General features: G+C 69.9%; 11 protein-coding genes. 7 read left to right on the forward strand and 4 right to left on the reverse strand.

Going from position 1 to position 20,995, the window contains the following annotated elements; translation table 11 throughout:
* The first annotated feature begins 7 nt into the window (after positions 1 to 7).
* The gene (locus HDA41_RS35815) at positions 8 to 1,558 is read left to right on the forward strand and encodes an MFS transporter (RefSeq protein WP_184991453.1); all 1,551 of its coding nucleotides are present in this window, start codon (positions 8 to 10) and stop codon (positions 1,556 to 1,558) included.
* Positions 1,559 to 1,584: 26 nt separating this feature from the next.
* Here HDA41_RS35815 and HDA41_RS35820 read toward each other — a convergent pair whose 3' ends face one another.
* Positions 1,585 to 1,851, reverse strand: coding sequence for a hypothetical protein (locus HDA41_RS35820; protein WP_184991455.1), 267 nt, complete (start codon positions 1,849 to 1,851; stop codon positions 1,585 to 1,587).
* A gap of 990 nt (positions 1,852 to 2,841) precedes the next feature.
* On the opposite strand from HDA41_RS35820, the gene HDA41_RS35825 reads away from it, so the two are divergent.
* From HDA41_RS35825 to HDA41_RS35845, 5 genes are all read left to right on the forward strand, one after another.
* Positions 2,842 to 4,446, forward strand: coding sequence for a TIGR02677 family protein (locus HDA41_RS35825; RefSeq protein ID WP_221511678.1), 1,605 nt, complete (start codon positions 2,842 to 2,844; stop codon positions 4,444 to 4,446).
* On the forward strand, positions 4,446 to 5,783 hold the full coding sequence (locus HDA41_RS35830; protein WP_184991459.1) for a TIGR02678 family protein: 1,338 nt from the start codon (positions 4,446 to 4,448) through the stop codon (positions 5,781 to 5,783). The genes HDA41_RS35825 and HDA41_RS35830 overlap by 1 nt, the downstream gene beginning before the upstream one ends.
* Entirely contained in the window at positions 5,780 to 9,991 is a 4,212-nt protein-coding gene (locus HDA41_RS35835; RefSeq protein WP_184991461.1) for a TIGR02680 family protein, read from the forward strand. The genes HDA41_RS35830 and HDA41_RS35835 overlap by 4 nt, the downstream gene beginning before the upstream one ends.
* On the forward strand, positions 9,988 to 11,286 hold the full coding sequence (locus tag HDA41_RS35840) for a TIGR02679 family protein (protein ID WP_184991463.1): 1,299 nt from the start codon (positions 9,988 to 9,990) through the stop codon (positions 11,284 to 11,286). The genes HDA41_RS35835 and HDA41_RS35840 overlap by 4 nt, the downstream gene beginning before the upstream one ends.
* A gap of 297 nt (positions 11,287 to 11,583) precedes the next feature.
* Positions 11,584 to 13,236, forward strand: coding sequence for an N-6 DNA methylase (locus tag HDA41_RS35845; RefSeq protein WP_184991465.1), 1,653 nt, complete (start codon positions 11,584 to 11,586; stop codon positions 13,234 to 13,236).
* Between the two features lie 9 nt (positions 13,237 to 13,245).
* Here HDA41_RS35845 and HDA41_RS35850 read toward each other — a convergent pair whose 3' ends face one another.
* From HDA41_RS35850 to HDA41_RS35860, 3 genes are read right to left on the reverse strand one after another with little or no spacing between them, the layout of a single operon-like run.
* On the reverse strand, positions 13,246 to 15,402 hold the full coding sequence (locus tag HDA41_RS35850; protein ID WP_184991466.1) for a UvrD-helicase domain-containing protein: 2,157 nt from the start codon (positions 15,400 to 15,402) through the stop codon (positions 13,246 to 13,248).
* Between the two features lie 40 nt (positions 15,403 to 15,442).
* Positions 15,443 to 16,678, reverse strand: a complete 1,236-nt coding sequence (locus tag HDA41_RS35855; RefSeq protein WP_184991468.1) for an McrC family protein — start codon at positions 16,676 to 16,678, stop codon at positions 15,443 to 15,445.
* Entirely contained in the window at positions 16,675 to 18,477 is a 1,803-nt protein-coding gene (locus HDA41_RS35860) for a DUF4357 domain-containing protein (RefSeq protein ID WP_184991470.1), read from the reverse strand. The genes HDA41_RS35855 and HDA41_RS35860 overlap by 4 nt, the downstream gene beginning before the upstream one ends.
* 125 nt (positions 18,478 to 18,602) lie before the next feature.
* On the opposite strand from HDA41_RS35860, the gene HDA41_RS35865 reads away from it, so the two are divergent.
* Positions 18,603 to 20,918, forward strand: coding sequence for a DUF2786 domain-containing protein (locus HDA41_RS35865; RefSeq protein ID WP_184991472.1), 2,316 nt, complete (start codon positions 18,603 to 18,605; stop codon positions 20,916 to 20,918).
* Positions 20,919 to 20,995: the final 77 nt, after the last annotated feature.

Here is a 20,995-nt window from a genome sequence, read left to right on the forward strand (position 1 = left end):
GTCGCTGATGCGCGACAGCTCGTTACGCGCTACGAAACGGGAGTGGATCGGCCTGGCCGTGCTGGCGCTTCCCTCCATGCTCGTCACGATGGATCTCACGCTGCTGCACCTCGCCGTGCCGCAGATCAGCGCCGATCTGAACCCCAGCAGCTCACAGTTGCTCTGGATCACCGACATCTACGGTTTCGCCGTCGCCGGTTTCCTCGTCACTATGGGCACGCTGGGCGAACGCGTGGGACGACGGCTGTTGCTGATGCTGGGGGCCGGCGCCTTCGGCGTCGCCTCGGTCCTCACGGCCTACGCCGAGACGCCGGACATGCTGATCGTGACCCGTGCCGTCCTCGGCGTGGCGGGAGCCTGCCTGGCACCTTCGACCCTGTCGCTGATCCGCAACATGTTTCCGCTGCCCGCACAGCGTACGACCGCCGTCACCATCTGGTCGACGAGCTTCATGCTGGGCGGCGCCCTCGGCCCGGTGGTCGGCGGCGTGCTCCTGGAGTTCTTCTGGTGGGGATCGGTCTTCCTGCTCGCCGTGCCGGTGATGTTGATCCTGCTCGGCCTCGGCCCCTTCCTGCTGCCGGAGCACCGCGATCCGCACGGCGCCCGCGTCGACCTGCTGAGTTCGGCGCTGTCGTTCGTCGCCGTACTGGCCGTGATCTACGGCGTCAAGGAGATCGCGAAACACGGTGTGTCCCCCCTCTCGGGCGCGACCGTCGTGATGGGCGTGGCCGTGGGCTACGTGTTCGTCCGGCGTCAGCGCACGCTGACCCACCCCCTGCTGGAGATGCGGCTGTTCACCGTCCGCGCGTTCAGCGCGTCGTTGACCACGTTGCTCGTCACCATCATGTTCCTGATGGGTGTTCAGTTCCTCATCGCGCAGTTCCTGCAGAGCGTGCTGGGGCTCTCCCCGCTCCAGGTCGGGCTGTGGATCCTGCCCGCTGTGCTCTCGGGCATGGTCACCGCCCTGGCTGCCGCCGGCATCGTGCGCAGGATCCGGCCGGCGTACGTGTTCGCCGGCGGCATGGTGGTGGCGGCCATCGGCTTCGCCCTGCTCTGGGGCGTCACCGAGGATTCCGGTTCGGGCCTGGTGATCGCCGCGTCGGTCCTGATGTTCGCGGGCCTCACCCCGGTCTCCGCCCTCGGCGTGGACCTCATCGTCGGTGCCGCGCCGCCCGAACAGGCCGGCCAGGCCTCCGCGATCTCGGAGACCGCCAACGAGTTCGGCGGGGCGCTGGGGATCGCCCTGGTGGGAAGCGTCAGCGCCGCCGTATACCGGAACAGCATGTCCGACACGTATCCCGACGGTGTGCCCTCCGGCGCGGACGACACCCTCGTCGCCGCACTGGAGGCCGCGGCGCGACTGCCGGGTGAGGCGGGTGGGCACCTGGCAGACACGGCTCGGGAAGCCTTTGCGCATGGCCTGCAGGTCAATGCCTTGGTGGCCGCGCCCCTGATGCTCGCCATGGCCCTGGGCGCGTCCTACCTGCTGCGCCAGGTGAGAGCCAGCTCGCACGAGGAGGAGCCGGAGCACTCGAGACTCGCCGCGGAGCCCCGCTGATCCTGCAATGGGAGTACGCCGACCTTTCAGGCCGGTATGGCGGAGGGCGGCAGCGATGTCGGTGTCGCCGTCCTGGCGGTGGCCACCCGAAGGCGATGTTGCGCAGGCAGGCCATGATGTGGGGCAGGGAGGGCGGTGTCGTGGGCATGGTGGAGTTGGTTCTCGATCTTCCAGTGTCCGCGGATCCAGGCCGCGAGTTCGGCTCCGGTGGCCGCGCCGGGCGGCAGGCTGGTGATCAGGTAGATCCGCTCGAATGTCAGGTTGCCGGTGTCCAGGTCCCGTCGTCGGCGCACGACCTGGAGGGTCTGGTGGGCGTGCGGGTAGTCGAGGTGTGATCACCGCCTCACAGACCGCCGTCCCACCCCGGCCGACGACGTTCTGTACTGGTCACACTGGCGACGACGACGCCAGCACCAAGCCCGCATCAGCCACCACAAACGACGCGGACACAGTCCCTGAAAACTGCCCAGCAGTCAGAACAAGCACCGTTGCAGTACTAGCCCGTTACGGACTCGAGCCAGCTGAGTGGGTGGCGCAGGACCGTGGCCTCGCCCGCGCTCGCCGGTTCAGGGCTGGTGCACCGGGACCCGCTGAGCACGTGGGTGCTCAGGCGCCACTTGCATCCTTTGGTCTTGTTGCTGGCGACGACGGCCATGATTGAGGCGGTACCGGGATTCGCTCATTTTTGGGTGCTCCCCGGGAAGTGGCTCGTCCTGTGCTCTTCATGTTTTGACGCACCATCAGGTAAGTCGGCATCTGATCAGCATCACCCCTCGCACATTGCGAGAGGGTGCTCCGAACAGGCGCTTGGCCGACGACGTCACAACAGCCTGGTTCGCACCGAAGCGGAGGCAGGGGCCCTTTCGTCAGAATGAAGCGATGTTCCTCACAATCTTCGAGTCCGACGCGTGCCGGTGTGGAGTGAAGACCGCCCTTGACCTGTACAAAGCAGGCAGGGAGCCGTCTTCCAGGAGTCCAAAGTGCTGCGTACTTTGTTCAAGTCCAAGATCCAGTCTTTGATTGTTTGACCAGGTCAGAAGCGTGGCGGGCGCGATTCGGTCAGCAAGTGGTCAGCATCAGTACTCACTCGGGTTTCGAAACCGTTGGCGATCGGGCTATGGACGGCCTGCTTCGATCCAGCGGTATCGGAGCGGTGGTCTCCCCCTGGGCCCGGGAGCCATGCGCTTCGGGCCCACGCGGCGGTGCAGGGCTCCGATACGTGAACAGCCGGTTTTCCGCAACACTCCTCCGGAGTGTCAGTGGCGGTCCGTACCCTCGACGGCATGGAGGGGAACAAGCGGAAAGTCCCACACGGGGAGGAAGCCGACGCCGAGGCCTGGCAGCGGCTGAGCGCGTACGCGTACCTCAGCGCGCCCGAGCGCCTGGAGTACGTCGCGGTGATGCGGGTGTTCTGCGGCACACTGCTTGCCGACCTGTCCGTACCCGACCTCCTCGCCAGGCTGGCCGAGAAGGACGGCCCGGGTGCGGCGCTGGACGCGGAAACGCTCACCCGCAGGCTCGAAGAGCTCGTACGTTGGGGCAATCTGCTGCGCAGCACGCACACCGTCAAAGCGACCAGCATCACCGAGTACCAGCGCTCACGGTCCCGCTACCAGCTGTCGAAGCTGGGGGAGCGCGTGCAGCGGGGCGCGGACGAGGTACTGGCCGGGGCGGACGCGGCACGCGAGGTGAGCAGCGAACTGCTGGTCCTCGTCGACCGCGGACTGCGCGAGATCGCCGCCATGGCCGCGGCGCCGGGTGGTGCCGATCCGCAACAGGCGCTGGAGCGGATCAGCACGCTCTTCGTGCAGTTCGCCGAATTCGCCGAGTCTGTCCGGGACTTCTATGCCTACCTGGGCCAGGTGCTGGCGCGCTACGACCTCGACTCGGCCGAGTACCAGGGGTTCAAGGAACTGCTGCTCGACTACGTGGAGGCCATTACCGAGGACGTGTCCTTCCGGGCCCCGCGCATCGCGGCTCACCTGGACGCCGTCCGGCCTCACCTGCCCGGCCTGCTCGCCCGGATAGACGCACACACGGCGGGCATGGGAGCACTCGCCGACGGACTGACCGAGACACGGGTGCAGCGCAGCCGCGGACGGGACATCGCGGACTGGGAGGGGCTGCGAGAATGGTTCACCGACACCGGAGACCACTCCAGTCAGGTGGATCAGCTCCGGGACGCCACCCTGCGAGCCCTGCAGTCGCTGCTCGCCAACGCCAAGCGGATGCTGCGTTCGGCGTCCGGTGAGATGTCTCGTCGCAAGGACCTGCTGCGGCTAGCGGCCTGGTTCGACGCGGCGGAGCCGGAAGAGGCCCACGACCTGGGGGTTGCCGCTTTCGGGCTCTACGGCGCACGCCACTTGGGGGTGGCACCGGACCCCGACCGGTCCGTGCCGGCGTATGTGAGCTGGTGGACAGGACCCGTGGTGGATGTGCCGGTGGCGCTGCGCGAGCGCGGCAGCAGAGCTCCACGCGGACGGGCCGCGGCCGCCGAAGACCACTCCGAGCAGAAGCGCCACCTCATGGAGCAGGCGCGGCAGCAGGCCGAGGCCCGGCAGGCGGCCGCCGACGAACTGCGCAGCGCCTCGGGCAGGTTCGATCAGGTGCGCCTCAGCGCCCCGGCCATGCGACTGCTCCTGGAGCTCCTGACGACCGCTCTCGGCAACGCCCGGCTGAGCAAGGACGCCCGCGACTTCCTGCTCGACGGCGCGCAGGCAGACGACGTGGACCTCGGCATCCGGTTGACCGCGTGGCGCACCCCCGGCCGGTCCACCGTCCTGCGGTCGGTGGACGGCGACCTGACGGCGGACGATCTCACGCTGGCTGTCGAGAGCCTCGCCATCGAGAGCACATCCGCACCGGCGATGGGGGAGGCGAGCGCCTGATGCCCCTGCCCTCCGCGCACGACGTCGCCCTCGCGGCCGAGCGCCGCACCGCCGCCCGGCTCCTGCTGGCCCACCCCTTGGTCACCAGTACCGGGCCGCACAGCGACACCTTTCCACTGATCCGGCGCCACGCCGACTGGCTGGCCCAGCGCTTCCAGCAGGTGTTCGGATACCGCCTGTTGGTGGAGGCCTCCTACGCCCGGCTGTTCAAGGCGGGCCTCGGCCCAGGCTCGGGTCACCGTCTGGAACGACCCTCGACCGGAACGCCGTTCAGCCCGCGGACGTACGCCTATCTGGCCCTCGCGCTGTCGGTCCTCGTCACCGCACCGGAACAGCTCCTGCTTTCCCAACTCGTCGCCGACCTGAGGGCCGCGGCTGTTGCCGCCGGCATCGAGATCGCCGACACCGGGCGGCAGGCCGAGCGGAGGACCCTCGCGGCCGCCCTGCGGCAACTCGTCGACTGGGGCGTCCTGGTCGAGACCGAGGGTCATGTCGGGGCCGTCGCCGAGGACCGGGCCGATGAGGCGTTGGTGACCGTGGACCGCGAGATCGCGCGAGCCGTCGTCGCCGGCCCGCTCGCCCAGAGCCGCGACGGCGCGGACCTCGTGCGCCGCGCCGCCGACCCCGGTTTCGGCGGGCCACGTACATACGTGCGCAGACGTCTCGTCGAAACCCCCGTCGTCCACCTCGACGACCTCACGGACGCCGAGCGCGAATGGCTGCGCACCCGGCAGCGACGCGAGGCGCAGGCGTTCTCCGAACTGCTCGGCCTGGAAGCCGAGATCCGCGCCGAGGGCATCGCCCTGGTCGACACCGAGGACGAACTCACCGACCTGCACCTGCCGGGCACGGGCACGGTGGCTCAAGCCGCGCTGCTCCTCGTGGAGCGGCTGGTCGCCCGACTGCGTCCCGAAGACCCGGGCCACCCGGCGATCGGCGGACGACTGGTCATCGGCGTACCCGTCCCGGACGGGCTGCTCCCCGACCTGCTCGACGAACTGATCGAGGAGTACGGCAGGCGCGCCAACTGGCAGCGCGGCCACCTGGAGGACCGGGACGGATTCCTCGCGGCCGTACTCGACCTCCTCGGCCGGATGCGTCTGATGGCTCCCGCCGGGCCCGTGCGCGCGGACGGCCACGGTCTGCCTGAGGGGTACGAGCAGACGGTGGCCGACGGGCGCTCCGTCACCGATGTCTCTCAGGCGCGGGGCCAGGACCGTCCGGACGGAGGCTGGATTCTGCTTGCCGCAGCTGCCCGGTACGCCACCACGGTGGCGGTCAGGCCCCGTACCGACCGGTCCCCAGCGGACGATGTCTCCGAGGAGTCGACCCGATGAACCGCCCGCCGACCCTGCACCGCTACCGACTGCACCGCGCAGGCATCCGGAACGTCTGGCAGTACGACGAGCAGGAGTTCGCCTTCGGCGAGGGCCGCCTGCTGCTGCGCGGCAAGAACGGCGCCGGCAAGTCCAAGGCCCTGGAGATGCTGCTGCCCTACCTCCTCGACGGCGACGCCCGTGCGCTGGACGCCACGGGAACCGGACGCACCACGCTGGCCTGGTTGATGCTCGACGGTTTCGAGCAGACCAACCGGCTGGGCTATCTGTGGCTGGAGTTCGTGCGGACGGACGAGCACGGGAGCGACCACCATCTGACCATCGGCGCGGCCATCCGCGGGTCCCAGTCGACCAAGACGGCGAAGCCGTTCTTCTTCACCACTCGACTGCGAATCGGTGAGGACCTCGACCTTGCCCCCGCCGGGCGCCCTCTTCCCATCGACCAGCTCAAGTCGCTCGTCGGCTCGGAGAACGTCACCGACCGCGCCGTCGAACATCGGGCCAGGGTGGCCCGCGAACTGTTCGGTCTCACCGACCCGGCGCGCTACCGCAACTTGCTCCACCTACTGCACCGTCTGCGCCGTCCCACCATCGGAGACCGCATCGACTCCGGCGGACTGGTCTCGGTCCTCGCCGAAACCCTGCCCGCCCTCGATGACGAGGTCGTGGAGAAGGTGGCCCGCAATCTGGACGACCTGGACTCCGTCAGGGCCTACCTCGGACGCCTCGAACGCACCGACCAGGCACTGCGCACCTTCCTCACCAACTACCGCGGCTACCTGCACGGCGCGCTGCGCAGCCGCACGGACCAGGTGACCGGTGAGCTGGAGCAACTGACGGAGCACCGCAGGTCCGCGGGTGACGCGGCGCGCAGGGCGGAGGAGCTCCGCGAGCGCGAGCAGGAACTCGACGCCCGCATCGAAACCCTCACGAGCGAGTCGAGTGCCGCCGAGACGGACCTGGCCGCCCTGCACGCCAGCACCGGATACCGCAGCCTCCAGGAACTCGGAGAGAAGCGCACCACGGTCACCGCCCTGCACAGCGCGGCCGCCACTGCCTTCAAGGCCGTCCGCCAGGCGCACAGCAACCAGGAGGAGGCGGGGCGGCGTCTCACCGCCGAGGCCCGACGACTCGGTGGAGAGCTGGTCGAGCTGGGCACCATGCACGGCGAGTTGGTGCGCGAAGCCGAGCGGTCCGGTATAGACCCCGTGCACCTGGGGGAGCCCGTGGCGACGCCCGTCGCACCGGTCACGCCCGCCACCACGGCCGAACTGACGGCACCCGAAGGCGACTTCCACCTGGTACGACTCAGCGAGGTGCTGGCGGTCGACACCGAGACCTGCACGACCGCGCTGCAGGCCTGGGACGCCCGACTCGACGTCGCGCAGCCGGTGATCAGGAACCGCGTCAGGTTCGTCACGGAACTGGGCGCTCTCATTGAGCGGTCGAGTGAGGCTCAGAGGCAGGCGGACGAGGCCGACGCCGCCCGTGAACGTCTGGAGGAACAGGCGGACCATGCGCGGTCCCGGGCCGACGGTCGCCGACAGGAAACCGCGCGTGAGTCGGAGGCGTACGCCATCGCGGCCAGAGACTGGAGCGAGCGACTGCGGACTTCCACCGGGGTGTCCCTGGACACCGTGTACGCCCTTGTCGGGCAGGACCCGGCCGACGGTCCGCTGCCCGCACAGACCCCCGACGAGGTGGCCGAAGCAGCCCGGTCGGCCGTCGACCCGTGGTTGGCGGAACTGAACGCGGAGCGCGACGACGTCGCCCTGGTCGTCCGCGAACTGGAGGCAGAACAGGACCGCCTCCGGCGCCGGCGCGAGGAATGGGATCGCCGCACCGACCCCGAGCCTCCGCCCCCGCCCCACCGCACGGCCCCCCGCGTGTCCGGCACCGGAGCGCCCCTGTACCGGCTGGTGGACTTCGCCGACGAACTGGAGCCGGACGCGCGGGCAGGCCTGGAGGCCGCGCTGGAAGCGAGCGGCCTGCTCGACGCCTGGGTGCGCGCAGACGGTGCGGTCCTCGACCCGACCACCCATGACACCCTCCTGGTCCCGGGAGCACCTGTGACCGGGCTGACGCTCGCTCGGGTGTTGCGGGCGGTTGCCGCCCCCGACAGTGGAGTCACGGCGGAGCGAATCGAGCGCGTGCTCGGGGCGGTGGCTCTGGCCGGCGCCGGGGTCCACGCCGACGATGCCGGCCCGGTGGACGAGGCGACAGAGGCGGGGCCGCACACCGTGATCGGTACCGACGGCTCCTGGAGGCTCGGCATCGCCCACGGCCGCCACACCAAGGAGGCCGCCGAGTACGTCGGCGCGGAGGTACGTGCGGAGACACGCCGTCGGGCGCTGGCGGAACTCGACCGAGGGCTGGCCGACCTGGAATGCGAGTTGACGGAACGCCGGCATGGTCTGCGGAACCTCACAGAGCACCGCGACCGGATCGGCGACACCCTGCGCCGTCCGCCCTCGGCACGTGGGCTGACGGACGCGTGGGCTCGTACGACCGAGGCTGAGCGCACCGCAGAATCCCTCGCCTCGCAGGCGTCCGCGGCCGCCCGCGAAGCGGAGCAGGCACGTGCCCGCGCGGTCGCCGCCCGGCGCGAGACGGAGGCTACGGCGAGTGCCCAGGACCTCCCGGCGGACCCGGCCGCACTGGAAACGGTCCGTGTGGCCCTGGACCGCCTCGGGCAGGGTACGCAGCGGCTTCGTCGGCGCGTGCGCACGGTCCTGTCCGCGGCCGACGGCCACCGGGGCGGCCGGACGGACTACGAGCGCGCCGAGTCCGCCCGCCGGGATGCCGAGTCGGACTACGCCGAGCCGCTCGGACGCCTGGAGACCGCCCGCCGAACCGTCCAGGCCATGGAAGAGGCCCTCGGAGCCACGGAGCAGGAGATCCTCGCCCGGGAGGCCGCGGCGACGCGCCGTCTGGAGGCCGTGGGACGCCAACTCCCGTACATGCGCCGGGAGTTGGCCGAGGTGCACGACCTGCGCGTACGGGCGGAAGAGGACGAGAGGGTGCAGCGCGAGACACTCGCCGGCCAGGAAACCGAGGTGCTGGCCTGCGGCAGGAGACTGCGTACGGCCCTCTCACTGCCGGGCGTGCTGAGAGGAGCGGGTCTCGACCCCGACGCGGACGACGGCGCCCTGAAGTCCCCGGACCCCGTCCACCACGATGTGCGGGAACGCATCGCAGCGCTGCGTCTGCTGGGAGACGCCGTGCGTCGCGGCCTGGACGCCGAACGCCGTGACATCTCGGACACCACCCTCCTCAACCGCCACACCGACCTGCGCGACCAGCTCTCCGGCGGCTACGACGCGACGATCGAGGAGCACGACGGCATCAAGCTGTGCCGACTCGTCGACGACCACGGCACGCACGACATCGCCGTGGTCGGCGAGCGCATCGCGGCCGAGGCCGCCGAGGCTCGTGACCGTCTGACGGAGCGCGAACGCGACGTCTTCCAGCGCTTCCTGACGGGAGAACTGGGTGACCACCTCTCTTCCCAGGTGCTGGCCGCAGGCGCCCTGGTTGCCGCCCTCAACAGCACCCTCGCCACGGTTCGTACCTCACACGGCCTGGGCGTCACCCTCGACTGGAAGCTGGCGGACGGTGTCGAAGCCGATGTCAAGGCGGCCGTCGACCTCCTGCGCAGCCCCTCCGGGCTGCGCACCCGTGAGCAGTCCGAGCAACTCCGCGACGTCCTTCAGCGCCGTATCGAGGACGCCCGCCGCGCCGACCCGGCCGCCGGCTATGCCGCCCATCTGCGCACCGCCCTGGACTACCGCGGCTGGTTCGCCTTCACCCCCTGGGTGGTGAACGACGCGGCACCGGGCAGCCGCCGTAAACTCTCCGGCCGCACCGGTCTGAGCCAAGGCGAACAGCGGGTCCTCTCCTACCTGGTCCTCTTCGCCGCGGCGGCAGCCCACTTCACCAGCCTCGCCGACACCGCCCCGCATACACCCCGCCTGATCCTCCTCGACGACGCGTTCGCCAAGGTGGACGAGCCCACGCACGCCCGCCTCGGCCGCATTCTGGTCGACCTCGACCTCGACTTCGTTCTCACCAGCGAGCGACTGATCGGCAACTGGCCCGACGTACCGTCCCTCCACATCTACGAGTGCCTGCGGGACCCGCATGTACGGGGCGTGGCCACGCTCCACTACACGTGGAACGGGCGACAGCGGAGGCTGATGTCGGTATGACGGGACGTGAAAGTGCCGACGAACATCCTCCGGCCGCCGAAGCCCTCGCGTTTCTCACCCGGCCGGGCCTCACCCGCCTCTGGACGGCGGCACGGACCCGGCTCGAACGCAACGGCCTCCAACCGGCCGGAAGCATCAGACTCGAGCACCTGGACGCGCAGGAGCGCGAGGCACTGTCCCTCCTCTTGGCTCGACCGATCACCGGCCCCACCACCACGATCCGCCTGCCGGACCTGGACACCCGCCTGCGCACCAGCGCGGTCGGACGGGGCCTGGCCTCCACACTGGAGGAACTGGGGCCGTCCCTGACCAACCGCCGGGCGGTCCGCGACGCGGCGGCAGCCGAACGAGCCCGCGTGTGGTCAGCGGCTCAGACGCAGGTGGAAGTCACGTCACTGTCGGCCCAGCCCTGGACAGCACAGTGGCTGGAGGAGATACGACGCGGCGGCACACTCGCCCGCCAGGACCCGAACACCGCGGCCACCGTCATCACCCAGGCCGTCCAGACCCTGGCGATGCTCTTCCCCGGCACGGCCCCACGCTCCACCCCGGCCACCTGGGGCCGCGGCGAACTGGCCACCCGCGCCACCGGCTCGGCCCACGGCCTGGACGACGGCACGCTGCTGTCCCGGCTGGTGCTGCGCGGCATCGCGCTGGCGCACGGTGTCGAGCTCCCCGCAGATGCGCCCGCGCGCCGGGCCCTGTGGCGCACGGCCTCGGTCACCCCGGACGAGGTGTCCAGCACGGTGCTCACGTACGGCCTGCGCCCCACCGGCGGCACTTGGCGGGAGGCGGCCCTGCGCGAGCGTGCCGGCCACCACATGGAAACTCACGTGACCCTCCGCGAACTACGCGCACTGAGGCTGGAGATGCCGCCTGACACCCTCGTCCACGTCTGCGAGAACCCACACGTGGTCGAAGCCGCGGCCGACACCGGCCGTACGGCGCCCATGGTCTGCACGTCGGGGAGCGCGACGACAGTCGTTCTCACCCTCCTGGACGCGTTGGCGGCGTCCGGTTGCACCTTCGCCTACCACGGTGACTTCGACTGGCCCGGCATCGCGCTGGCCAACCGGATCATGCAGCGGTACGGAGCCGAGCCGTGGCGTATGCGAGCGGCCGACTACGAGTACCTCGCGACCCGCACGCAGGTGCGCGGCACACCGCAGATCGCCCTCGCCGGACCGCCGGCCGAGGCCGTGTGGGACGCGGAACTGGCCCCCACCATGGACGCCCTGGGCATCGCCCTGCACGAGGAGGCGGCGCTCGATCTGCTGCTGGAGGACCTCGGGTGACGACGCCGGGCGGGGCTGCGGACTCACTGACTGCTTTGTCCAGCGGCGGCCCCCCCCGGGTAACCAGCCAGTCGTGTCGACGGAGCGATCGGACGACCGTATCGCTCGCAATCACGTGGGTGCGTGAAACACGGCCGGTGTCCGCCGCGAGAACACCGGCCAGTGATCAGGGATGCCTCACATGCCACCGAGAAGAGCCGTTACATTCAGTACACGATGTGTCATCAGATCCGTTGTTAGCGGCGTCAACAAATACATACATTGATAGTGGCATGGGCCCTGTGTACGGTTGCCCGTATGACGGACACCCCCACCCCGCAGGCCACCCCGCTGGTCACCGGCTCCGAGATCGCACGGCTGGCTGGTGTCACCCGCGCCGCGGTCTCGAACTGGCGGCGACGTTACGGCGACTTCCCCGCGCCTGTCGGCGGCGGCGTCAACAGTCCGCTGTTCGACCTGGCCGAGGTGCAGGCCTGGCTGGACAGGCAGCACAAGGGGCAGCAAGTCTCCGTGGAGGTACAGCTGTGGCAGGCGCTGCGCGGAGCCTACGGCGACGACATGCTCGGCGGGCTCGTGGACGTCGCCCGTTTCCTCATCGAGGGAGAGGCAGGTGAGGAGCTTCCGGCGGACGTCGCCCGGCTCGCGCGCGATCTCGCCGGGAGCGGTGGCGCGGCAGAGGCGGTGAGCGCCCTGGCGGAGCGCTTCACCGACTCTGTACGCCGAGCCGGATCGGACCAGGTCACCTCATCGCGCGTCGTTCGAGCCGTACGCCACTTCGCCGGTGAGGTGGCACATGACGCGACCCTTTTCGACCCGGCCTGCGGGATCGGCTCCCTTCTGCTCGCCGTCGGCCCAGAGCAGGGCCCAAGACGCTGCGGGCAGGAGGCCGACGCCCGCAGGGCCACGTTCGCACAGCTGAGGGCCGTCCTCACCGCGAACGTCGGTGCCGACATCGCCTCCGGCGATTCCCTGCGCGATGACCAGTGGACGAATCTCAAGGCCGACCTGGTTGTCTGTGATCCGCCAGTCGGTGAACCCGACTGGGGACGCGAGGATCTGTTGCTCGACTCGCGCTGGGAGTTCGGTATCCCCTCTCGTGCCGAAGGCGAACTCGCCTGGTTGCAACACGCGTACGCGCACACTGCGCCCGGCGGCCGGGTCCTGATGGTCCTGCCTGCCTCGGTCGCCTACCGCAAGGCCGGCCGGCGTATCCGCGCAGAGCTCGTACGACGTGGCATCCTCACCCAGGTCACCGCCCTTCCCTCCGGCACGGCGGCCTCGCATGCGCTTCCGGTTCACCTCTGGCAGCTGCGTCGCCCTCCGACCCCGGGAGATGCCGCCACCAGCGTCCGCATGGTCGATCTGACGACCGTCGATCCGGACGGCTCACTGGAACCGGACCCCGAACATATCGCGGAAGTGCCCCTGATCGATCTGCTGGACGATGCCGTGGACCTCACGCCCGGCCGTCATGTCGAGGATTCCCATCGCGACTATGCGGTCGAATATCAGACCCTGCGAAGGGAGTTGGCCGAGCAAGTTCGGCTGCTGGCGGAGTTGCTGCCGGCCTTGGTCGCGGGCGATGGCCCCAGCTCTCTGGACGGACCTACCGTCAGCGTCGCCGACCTCGCGCGCGCAGGGCTCGTCGAGTACGGAGATCCGGAACCGGTCTCGACCAGCGACCAGCTCGACACCGCCTATCTCCAGGGCTTTCTGCGCAGCGCCGGCAACACCCGGCGTTCCACGAGCACCAGCGGCACCTTCCGTCTCGACAGCAAGGGCGCCCGCATCCCGCAGATGGACATCACCGAGCAGCGGCGTTACGGGGCGGCCTTCCGCGCGCTGCAGGAGTTCGAGGAGCGGGCGCGAAGAGTGGTCGAGCTGAGCCGGGACGTGACGGCCCTGGCAAGGGACGGGCTCGGCAACGGAGCACTCGCCCCGGAAAGGTGACGCACCCCGTCAGATCGTCTCGTCCGCGAGTCGATCAGGTCGAGGTACGAACGAACTGGCCGACCCGCTCCAGGTGACCGACAGAGCCTCCCGCGCCCGCGTGCACGCCACGAACAGCAGACACCGCTCGCGCAGTAGATCCGCGTCGCGCTGCAGCGCGTCCACGGAGGCCGGGGTCACCTCGCGGGCGAACGGCACCGCGCTGGCCGTCACGCCCAGGACCGCGACACAGCGGAACTCCAGCCCCTTCATGGCGTGCATGGTGGCGAGCCGCACCCCGTCCTGGTCGGGCCCTGGGTTGTCCCTGACCCGGACGACGGGGACCCCGGCCGCCGCCAGCTTGCCGAAGGCCTTGTCGAGTAGCACGTTGAACCGCGCGCACACCCCTATCTCCGACGGCCGGATGCCTTGGGCGATCCAGCCCTCGACGCGCTCGACGAGTGCGGCGACCTCCGCCTGCTCGGAGCCGTACCCGTTCACGTGCGGCCGGCGGCCGTGCAGGAGGGAACGGTAACCGGCCAGGGTGTCGCTGCCCTCGCCACCCAGGTCGTCGACCGAGACCGGGCTGAGAACGCCCGTCGACCAGGCCAGGATCTCCTCCGTTGAGCGGTAGTTGATCCGCAGACGGTGCGACCGGCCGGTCACCGAGATGCCCAGGGAGCCGAGGGACACCTTCGAGTCGTAGATACGCTGGTGCGGGTCGCCCGTGATGAACAGGTCGTCGCCGCCCGCCGCCACCGCGCCGCGCAGGACTCGCCACTGCGCGGGATGTAGATCCTGTGCTTCGTCGACCACTACGTGGTCGTGAGTGGGAGCCGCCCCGGCCAGGAGGTCGGCCGCACGCGCGCACACCTTCAGGTGTGTGGTGGCCTTCTGTGCGCGCAGCATCGACTCGAACAGCTCGACGGCCGACCACAGTTGATCGCGTCGCGCCGACGGCAGCGCGCTGCCGCGTCCGCGCCGCAGGGCGCTGCGGTAGGCGTCAGCGGTGCGCAGGTCCTGGGCGAGGACGACATTCCGGTACTCCTGGGCCAGGAACTGTTCCGTCCACGGCAGGCCCAGCTGTTTGACGACCCGCTGCCACAGCTGCCTCTCGTCCCGGTCGTTGACGGGGGAGGGGGCCCTGCCGTCGAGGTGGGTCACGACGCCGTGCGCGTAGGCGTTGACCGTGGTCACATCGACGCGGCCGAGCAGCGCCTCGTCATCGTCCAGGAGCAGCGACAGGTTCTCGCGCAAGGAGGAGGCCAGCGCGTTCGTGTAGGTGGTCAGCAGGACGCGGGTGTCGGGCGAGCGGGAGAGGAGGTGCTTGACGCGGTGCAGGGCCGCGACCGTCTTGCCCGTGCCGGGGCCGCCCGTGATCTGGACCGGGCCGCCGTACGACACCCGGTAGGCGACCCGGCGCTGTGAGGGGTGCAGGAACACCCGCCAGGCCGTGAACGGCTTCTCCAGGATGTCCGCCAGCTCTTCGGGACTACTGACCAGCGTGATGCGGCTCGTGGTGTTGGCGATGGCGACGGCGAGGCTCTCGTCGAGGTCGGGGCCCGCGTCGACCGGGCGGCGGACGGCGACCACGTCCCGGTACACCTCGTCGGGACCGAACCCTTCGGCGAGATACTGGAGCACCTCGCACTGGTCTTCCGGCAGCAGTGTCTCGAATGCCTTGAGCTGCGCCTCGTCGACGATGGTCCGCACCGCGCGCAGCACCTGGTCGTCGATGCCCAGTTCGCGCAGCACGCCGTCCGAGTACTTCGCGAAGAGCAGGGAGTCGGCGGCGGCAGCCGCCTTCTCCAGAGCCGGAGTCAGCTGTTCGAGCGCGACCACGTTGCGGACTTCGAGGGCGCGCGTCGCGGAGTTCGTCGTGTACAGCCGCTTGGCCGCCCAGGTGTACGCGTCGTCGTGCCGCACGACGTTGACGAGCAGGAACACATCACTGCCGTCGTCCGGGGCAAGGACGACTCCGCGCCAGAAGTCGTTGATGCGGATCGTCCGCATGCGGGTGTCCTGCGCGTTCTGCACGGACTCGAGGTGGAGTCCCTTGTCCGCGTGCAGTTCGGGCACGGAGAGCAGCTGGAACTTCTGCATCGCCTTGCGCACGCCGGCCTTGACGGGCTTTTCCAGGGAGTCGTAGCTCTCCCAGAAACTGTTGGCGAACGCGAGCTGCGGCACGAGGTGAACTCCCCACCCTGGTCGGACACTCCGCAGTCGATCATACGCGCGGGGTGTCCACCAGCCGCTGGGCCAGTTCCTCGACCTCCGCGAGCAGTCCGGCGGGCTGCAGACCCAGGTCGAGAGCGTGCTGATGGATGACGGTGCCCGCGTGACGTACCTGGTGGGAGGCATGCGGGGCATTGCCCTTCGCATAGACGAGGTGGCCCTCGCGCAGGTCGAGGGCTGTGCAGTACGCCAGCATCTGGTAGAGGTCGGCGTCCGGATAGCCGCCCCGTTTCTCCGCCTTGTACTTGGCGTCCACTACCGCGCACGGGATGCCGGCGCGCCCGTACAGCACGAAGTCCGGCTTCATGCGGATCGCGGCGGCCTCGTCGAGGTGGTGCGGGTCCTGGAACCGGACGGTGTGACCCGATTCCATGGTTCGGAAGGCCTCACGCAAGGCGACCGTCACGAAGTCCTCGAAGAGCTTGTTCATGTCGAACAGGAACCCGTCGATGCGCAGACCGCCGGGCGTGTGATCGGCGGAGGCACCGTCCAGGACGACGCGTGCGAGACGCAAGGCGTGGTGATAGCGGGAGTTGAGGCGGGTGGGACGCCAGTCGGGGATCGGCTTCCCGCGCACGATGGTGGTGACGTCGGCCAGCCGGGCGCGCTGGTGCAGCAGTCTGTGACGGACGCCGCGCGGTATGCCGGGCAGCCGGAGGAGACGCTCTACAGCCGTGCGCAGGATGCGGTTCTCCGCGATGTCGGTCGTGAACTCGTCGTACGCCACCTCCACCGGCAGCATGGCGCCGAACCGGCGCCGGATCTGTTCGGCCTCCCTGATCCGGCCGCGGACGACGAGCGCGGATTCCTCGGTCTCCCGATACCCCTGCAACAGGCCTTGTCGCAGGGCGCGGTCCACCTGCCGCTCCACGGCATGGGCGAGCGCCGGCAGCAGATCGCGGTGCTCGGCGACCGCGACCTCCCCGTCCCGCCAACTCCGTCGCGGATCAAGCGTGTAGCCGAGCAGGAAGAAGAGCCGGGCGATGGACACCTTGGGTGTGACACGCACCGTGACCGGGGTCCCACCGTCCGGTGCCGTGACGGCCACGGCCCCGACCTTGCTGCCGGCTTTCAGGGACCAGAACCCGGGCGTGTACGGGTCCGGGGCCGCGTCCACGATGTCGGAAGCGGCAAGGGCACGACCGACGGCGTCCGGCAGGGCGAGACGGGTCGCCGGCGCGTGCTCGACCAGTTCGACGGACCGTACGGCTTCCCCCGCCGGCGTCACGCCAGGGACTCCCGCAGCGCGGCCAGCCCGTACCGCTTCTCGATGTCCACGCCCTCCCCGTAGTGGTGCTCTTCAAGGAGAGGAAGGATCTTCGTACGCCAGGTCCGCTCCAGGCCGCCCTCGCGGTACACGCCCTTCTTCATCAGGTAAGAGGGCCCGATGTGGAAGTCGGGATCGCCGATGCGTGAGTTCAGCACATCGAGCAGGTCGGCGGGCTCCGCGTCCTTGCCCTCTCTGGCCAGCCAGCGGCGCAGCAGGCCGCGTGTGGGTTCCGTACGCGGCGACAGTTCGACGAAGGCGAAGCGGCGGCGCATCGCCGTGTCCACGAGAGCGATCGAGCGGTCCGCGGTGTTCATCGTGCCGATCACGAACAAGTTCGGCGGCAGCGCGAAGTCGTCGCCGGAGTAGGTGAGCCGCACCGACTTGTTGCGGTATTCCAGCAGGAAGTAAAGCTCGCCGAAGACCTTCGCCAGGTTGGCCCGGTTGATCTCGTCGATGATCAGGAAATGCGGGATGTGCCGGTTGCCTTCGCGGGAGGCCAGGTCGGCGAGTTCGCGCAGCGGACCCGCGGTGAGCCGGAAGGCGACCTCCCTGGTCTGCGCGTCCTCCTGGGGCCGGAAGCCCTCGAAGAAGTCCTCGTAGGCGTACGACGGGTGGAACTGCACGAGCTTGACCTGCTCGGGTCCGCCGCCGAGGAACTCGGCGAGCCTCAGCGCCAGGTAGGTCTTGCCGGTGCCGGGCGGCCCGTACAGCACCAGCTGCCGTTCGTCTGCCAGCAGTTCACGCACCTCGCGCAGCCACGCGGCGTCGTGCACGAGGAGCTCGTCCGCCAGTTCATCCGTGGGAGCGGGCAGTTCGGGCTCGCGACGGGCGACGATCGCCGGGAGTTCGACGCTCGGGTCCCGGTCTATGGCCCGGGCCTCCTCCGTCAGCTCTTCGTCGCTTCGGCCCAGCCCTTCCACGAGAGCCTGGACGGGAGTCAGGTCGACGACGTCGTGCTGGATCGAGAGCTTCTGCTGGAGGGCCTCCGGCACCTCGTCGTACGGGATTCCGGACGGCCTCCACTTGGCCCTCCGGCGCAGATTGGACAGACCGCCCTCGGACTCGACCTGCTCGGCCTCGCCGGTGACCGTGCCCACGTACAACTGCCCGTCCGAGATGGCACAGAGGGTGTCACCCAATCGCATCTGGGTCAGGAAATAGTGCAGCTCGTCGACCATCGCCTGCTTCTGGCTGTACGAGGTGGTGGCGTCGTACCCCTCCTGCACGTACCGCCGCAGCACGCTCTTGGTGGGGTCCGCCTCGTCCACCTGCGGCAGATGCGTGGCCGCGAGCGTCACCCATCCCTCCGGCACCCACATCCGCCGCACCAGGTCGCGTCCGGACACATTGGAGCCCCGCACCAGCCAGGTCTTGTGCGGGGTGCGCCACGAGCTCCCGAGGTAGTCGACGAGCGGGAAGCCTTCCTCCGTGCGCCATTGCGCCAAACCGTCGGTGCTGCGCCCCGCCACCACGGAGGCGGCAGCAGATGGGGAGTTGCACTCGATGTCCCGTGTGGTCTCCCAGTGGCCCGGCCACCGGTCCGACTCCTTGCGGATGCCGCCGTCCGCCACGAGCTTCTCCCGTTGGGCCGCGGGGTACGGCGGGATGCCGGGGGTTGCCTCGGGATGCACGGGCGAGCCGGCGAGGACGAGGAATTTCAGACTTCCGTTCATCCCCTTCTCGGGGAGCACCCGCCCCCGGGCCACCATCTTGCCGTTCGGCAGCCTCAGCCGGAACTCGGGAAACTCGTCGGCCATGGATATCCCCTCAGCACGCACTGTCCTCTGTTGCCTGCAGCGTAGTGGCCCCCGCTGACAGCCCGGCTGATCTCACCCGCGACCCGGCTTCCTAGGATGTCCTTTCGCATCGGGGAGGGGATCACATGACAGTGATGAGCGGTACGGGCGGGTTGGCGGAGCAGGAGTTCCGGCAGGGGCGAGCGGATTGGATGGAGATCAGGGCCGGGGACCTCGCAACCGTCCTGGAGACCGCGGGACCCCGGCTGTTAGGGCTGCTTCCCACCGATCTGGGTGACCGGACACTGGTCGCGGCGGTCACGACCGCGCGGGTGGCCGCGGACGAGGCGCGGGCCCAGTCCGTGGCGGAGACGGTCAACTGGCTGGAGCGGCTGATACCCGGGGGACCCCTCCACGATCTGGAGGGAGCGGTACGAGAACTCCGGTCCCGGCTGGCGGCGAGCGGCGAGCCGGCCCTGTGGTCCTGGAACGCCGAAGGCTGGGAGGAACTCCTGCTGTGGTGGTGGAGGTGGGTTCAGCCGGGAACCGGTGACCCGGCCGCCGACTTCGCGGGGTGGCGGGCACGGTGGTCGGCGGAGATCCCGCGCGACGGTGAGATCGACCGTCCGGAGTCGATGCCACGCCGACACGGCAGGCAACTCCTCACTCCCGCCGAGTTCTTCGCCGATGAGCCGGAGCCGCTGCGGCTTCTGGCGCAGGCCGTACTGGACGCACCCGGAATCGTTGCCGCGGTCCAGGACGCGGTGCTGCTCCGGGAGGAACACCTCCAGGGCGCGGGGCACCTGGTGTGGCTGGCCGAGCAGCAGGCCTGCGTCGAACAGCTCGAAGCCTGGCGCCGCAGACAGCAGGCCACCGGATCGGAGGCCACCCGGGCGTTCCTCGTGGAACTGTCCGAAGCGGTCAAGCGATACATGTCGCTCGTACTCCAGCCGGTCATCGGCGCCCTCTCTGCGTGCGAGCGGGCTCTGCTCGCTGACAGCAAGCACGGTGCGCGACGCTCCGCCACCGACTACCTGGACGCCTTCCTCGACGCGCAGGAACAGCCCGGCGAGAATGCCTGGCTGGACGAGCGGCTCGGCGCGGACGTCGAACAGCAGGCGCGGGAGCACCATGACCGAGGGGAGACCACCTGGCACGGCATGCTCGGTACGGTTCCCGTCTGGTACCGCGTCGTGACCTCCCGCGAAGAGCGGGCGGCCGCGCTGGCCTACTCCGGGAAGCCCTCGACGTCCGTCGTGCGGGTCCGGACCGGCACGACGACGCAGAGCCTGCTGACCGACCTGTTCGGATTCGGGGGCCCGGAAGACGAGCAGGAGGAGTGGTACCCCGAACCCGGGATCGAGATCGCCTACGACCCGGACCGCGCCTTCGACCTGTGCGCGCTGCTGGCGGTCGCCCAACTCGGCCACGCACGGCTGGAGTTCCTCGTACGGCGCGCCGACGGCACTTTCCAGCGGCTTCGCTCGGTGCGAGCACGGGTCCGTCGTGACGACACCGCCGCCTGGCGGCTCTGGGCGCTCAAGGTGCTGTCGGAACTGGTCCCGGACCCGGAGGACCTGGCGGACTCGATCGCCCGGGAGGACGACGACGGCAGGGACGAGAGCGACGCGGCGGACGCCCGGACGCGCGCCGACGACCGCACCTCGTCCGGCTCCGGCATGTCCGGGTCCCGCCTCCGGCACGCGCGCGACGGACTGCCCGAGGCACTGCTCGGCAAGGTCAGGTCGCTGCTGCGGAAGGCGGAGAACGCCGGCGCCACCGAGGAAGAGGCCCGCGTCTACCTCGCCAAGGCCACCGAGCTCATGGCCAAGTACGGCATCGAGCAGGCCATGCTCGAGGACCTGACCGAGCCCGAGCGGCCCGCGGACCGGATCGTCGATCTGTACCCGCCCTACGTCAAGGAGGGGCGCCGGCTGCTCGCAAGGATCGGCTACGAGATGCGCTGCCGATCGGTGTACCCCGGCGGCAAGGCCAACCGTCACCGCGTCCACCTCTTCGGTTTCGAGGCCGACATCCAGGCCACCGAGGTGCTGTTCGCGAGCCTGCGCCTGCAGATGCTTGAGGGCGCGGACCGTGCGGACCGCCTGCATCGCCCCGAAGGCGAGGACGCCCGCGCCTACAAGCGTTCCTGGATGCTCGGCTTCATCCGTGAGGTGACCGCGCGGATCGGTGCCGCCCAGCAGGCTGCGAGGGCCGCCGCCGAGCAGCGAACCGAAGCGGAGGGAGAGGGGCGGGACGGCCGCAGCGTGGCGCTGGTCCTCGCCGACCGGACGACGGTGGTCGAGGCGCGGCTCGCCGCCCAGTACCCGAAACTGAACAAGACCCGTCCCACGAAGTTCAAGGGCACCGGCTACTGGCAAGGGGTCGCCGACGGGCGGGACGCCGACATCGGTGGCCCGGCCTTCGACGAAGAGGGCCAGGCTCCCCAGCTCGCCCTCTGAGCCCCGTGTCGCCTGGTGACCAGAAGGGGTGCGGGCCGGGGAAGACGCCGTCCCGCACCGGTCGGTCGGGGCGCGGT

This window comes from Streptomyces caelestis (assembly GCF_014205255.1).
Taxonomy (GTDB): Bacteria; Actinomycetota; Actinomycetes; order Streptomycetales; family Streptomycetaceae; genus Streptomyces; species Streptomyces caelestis.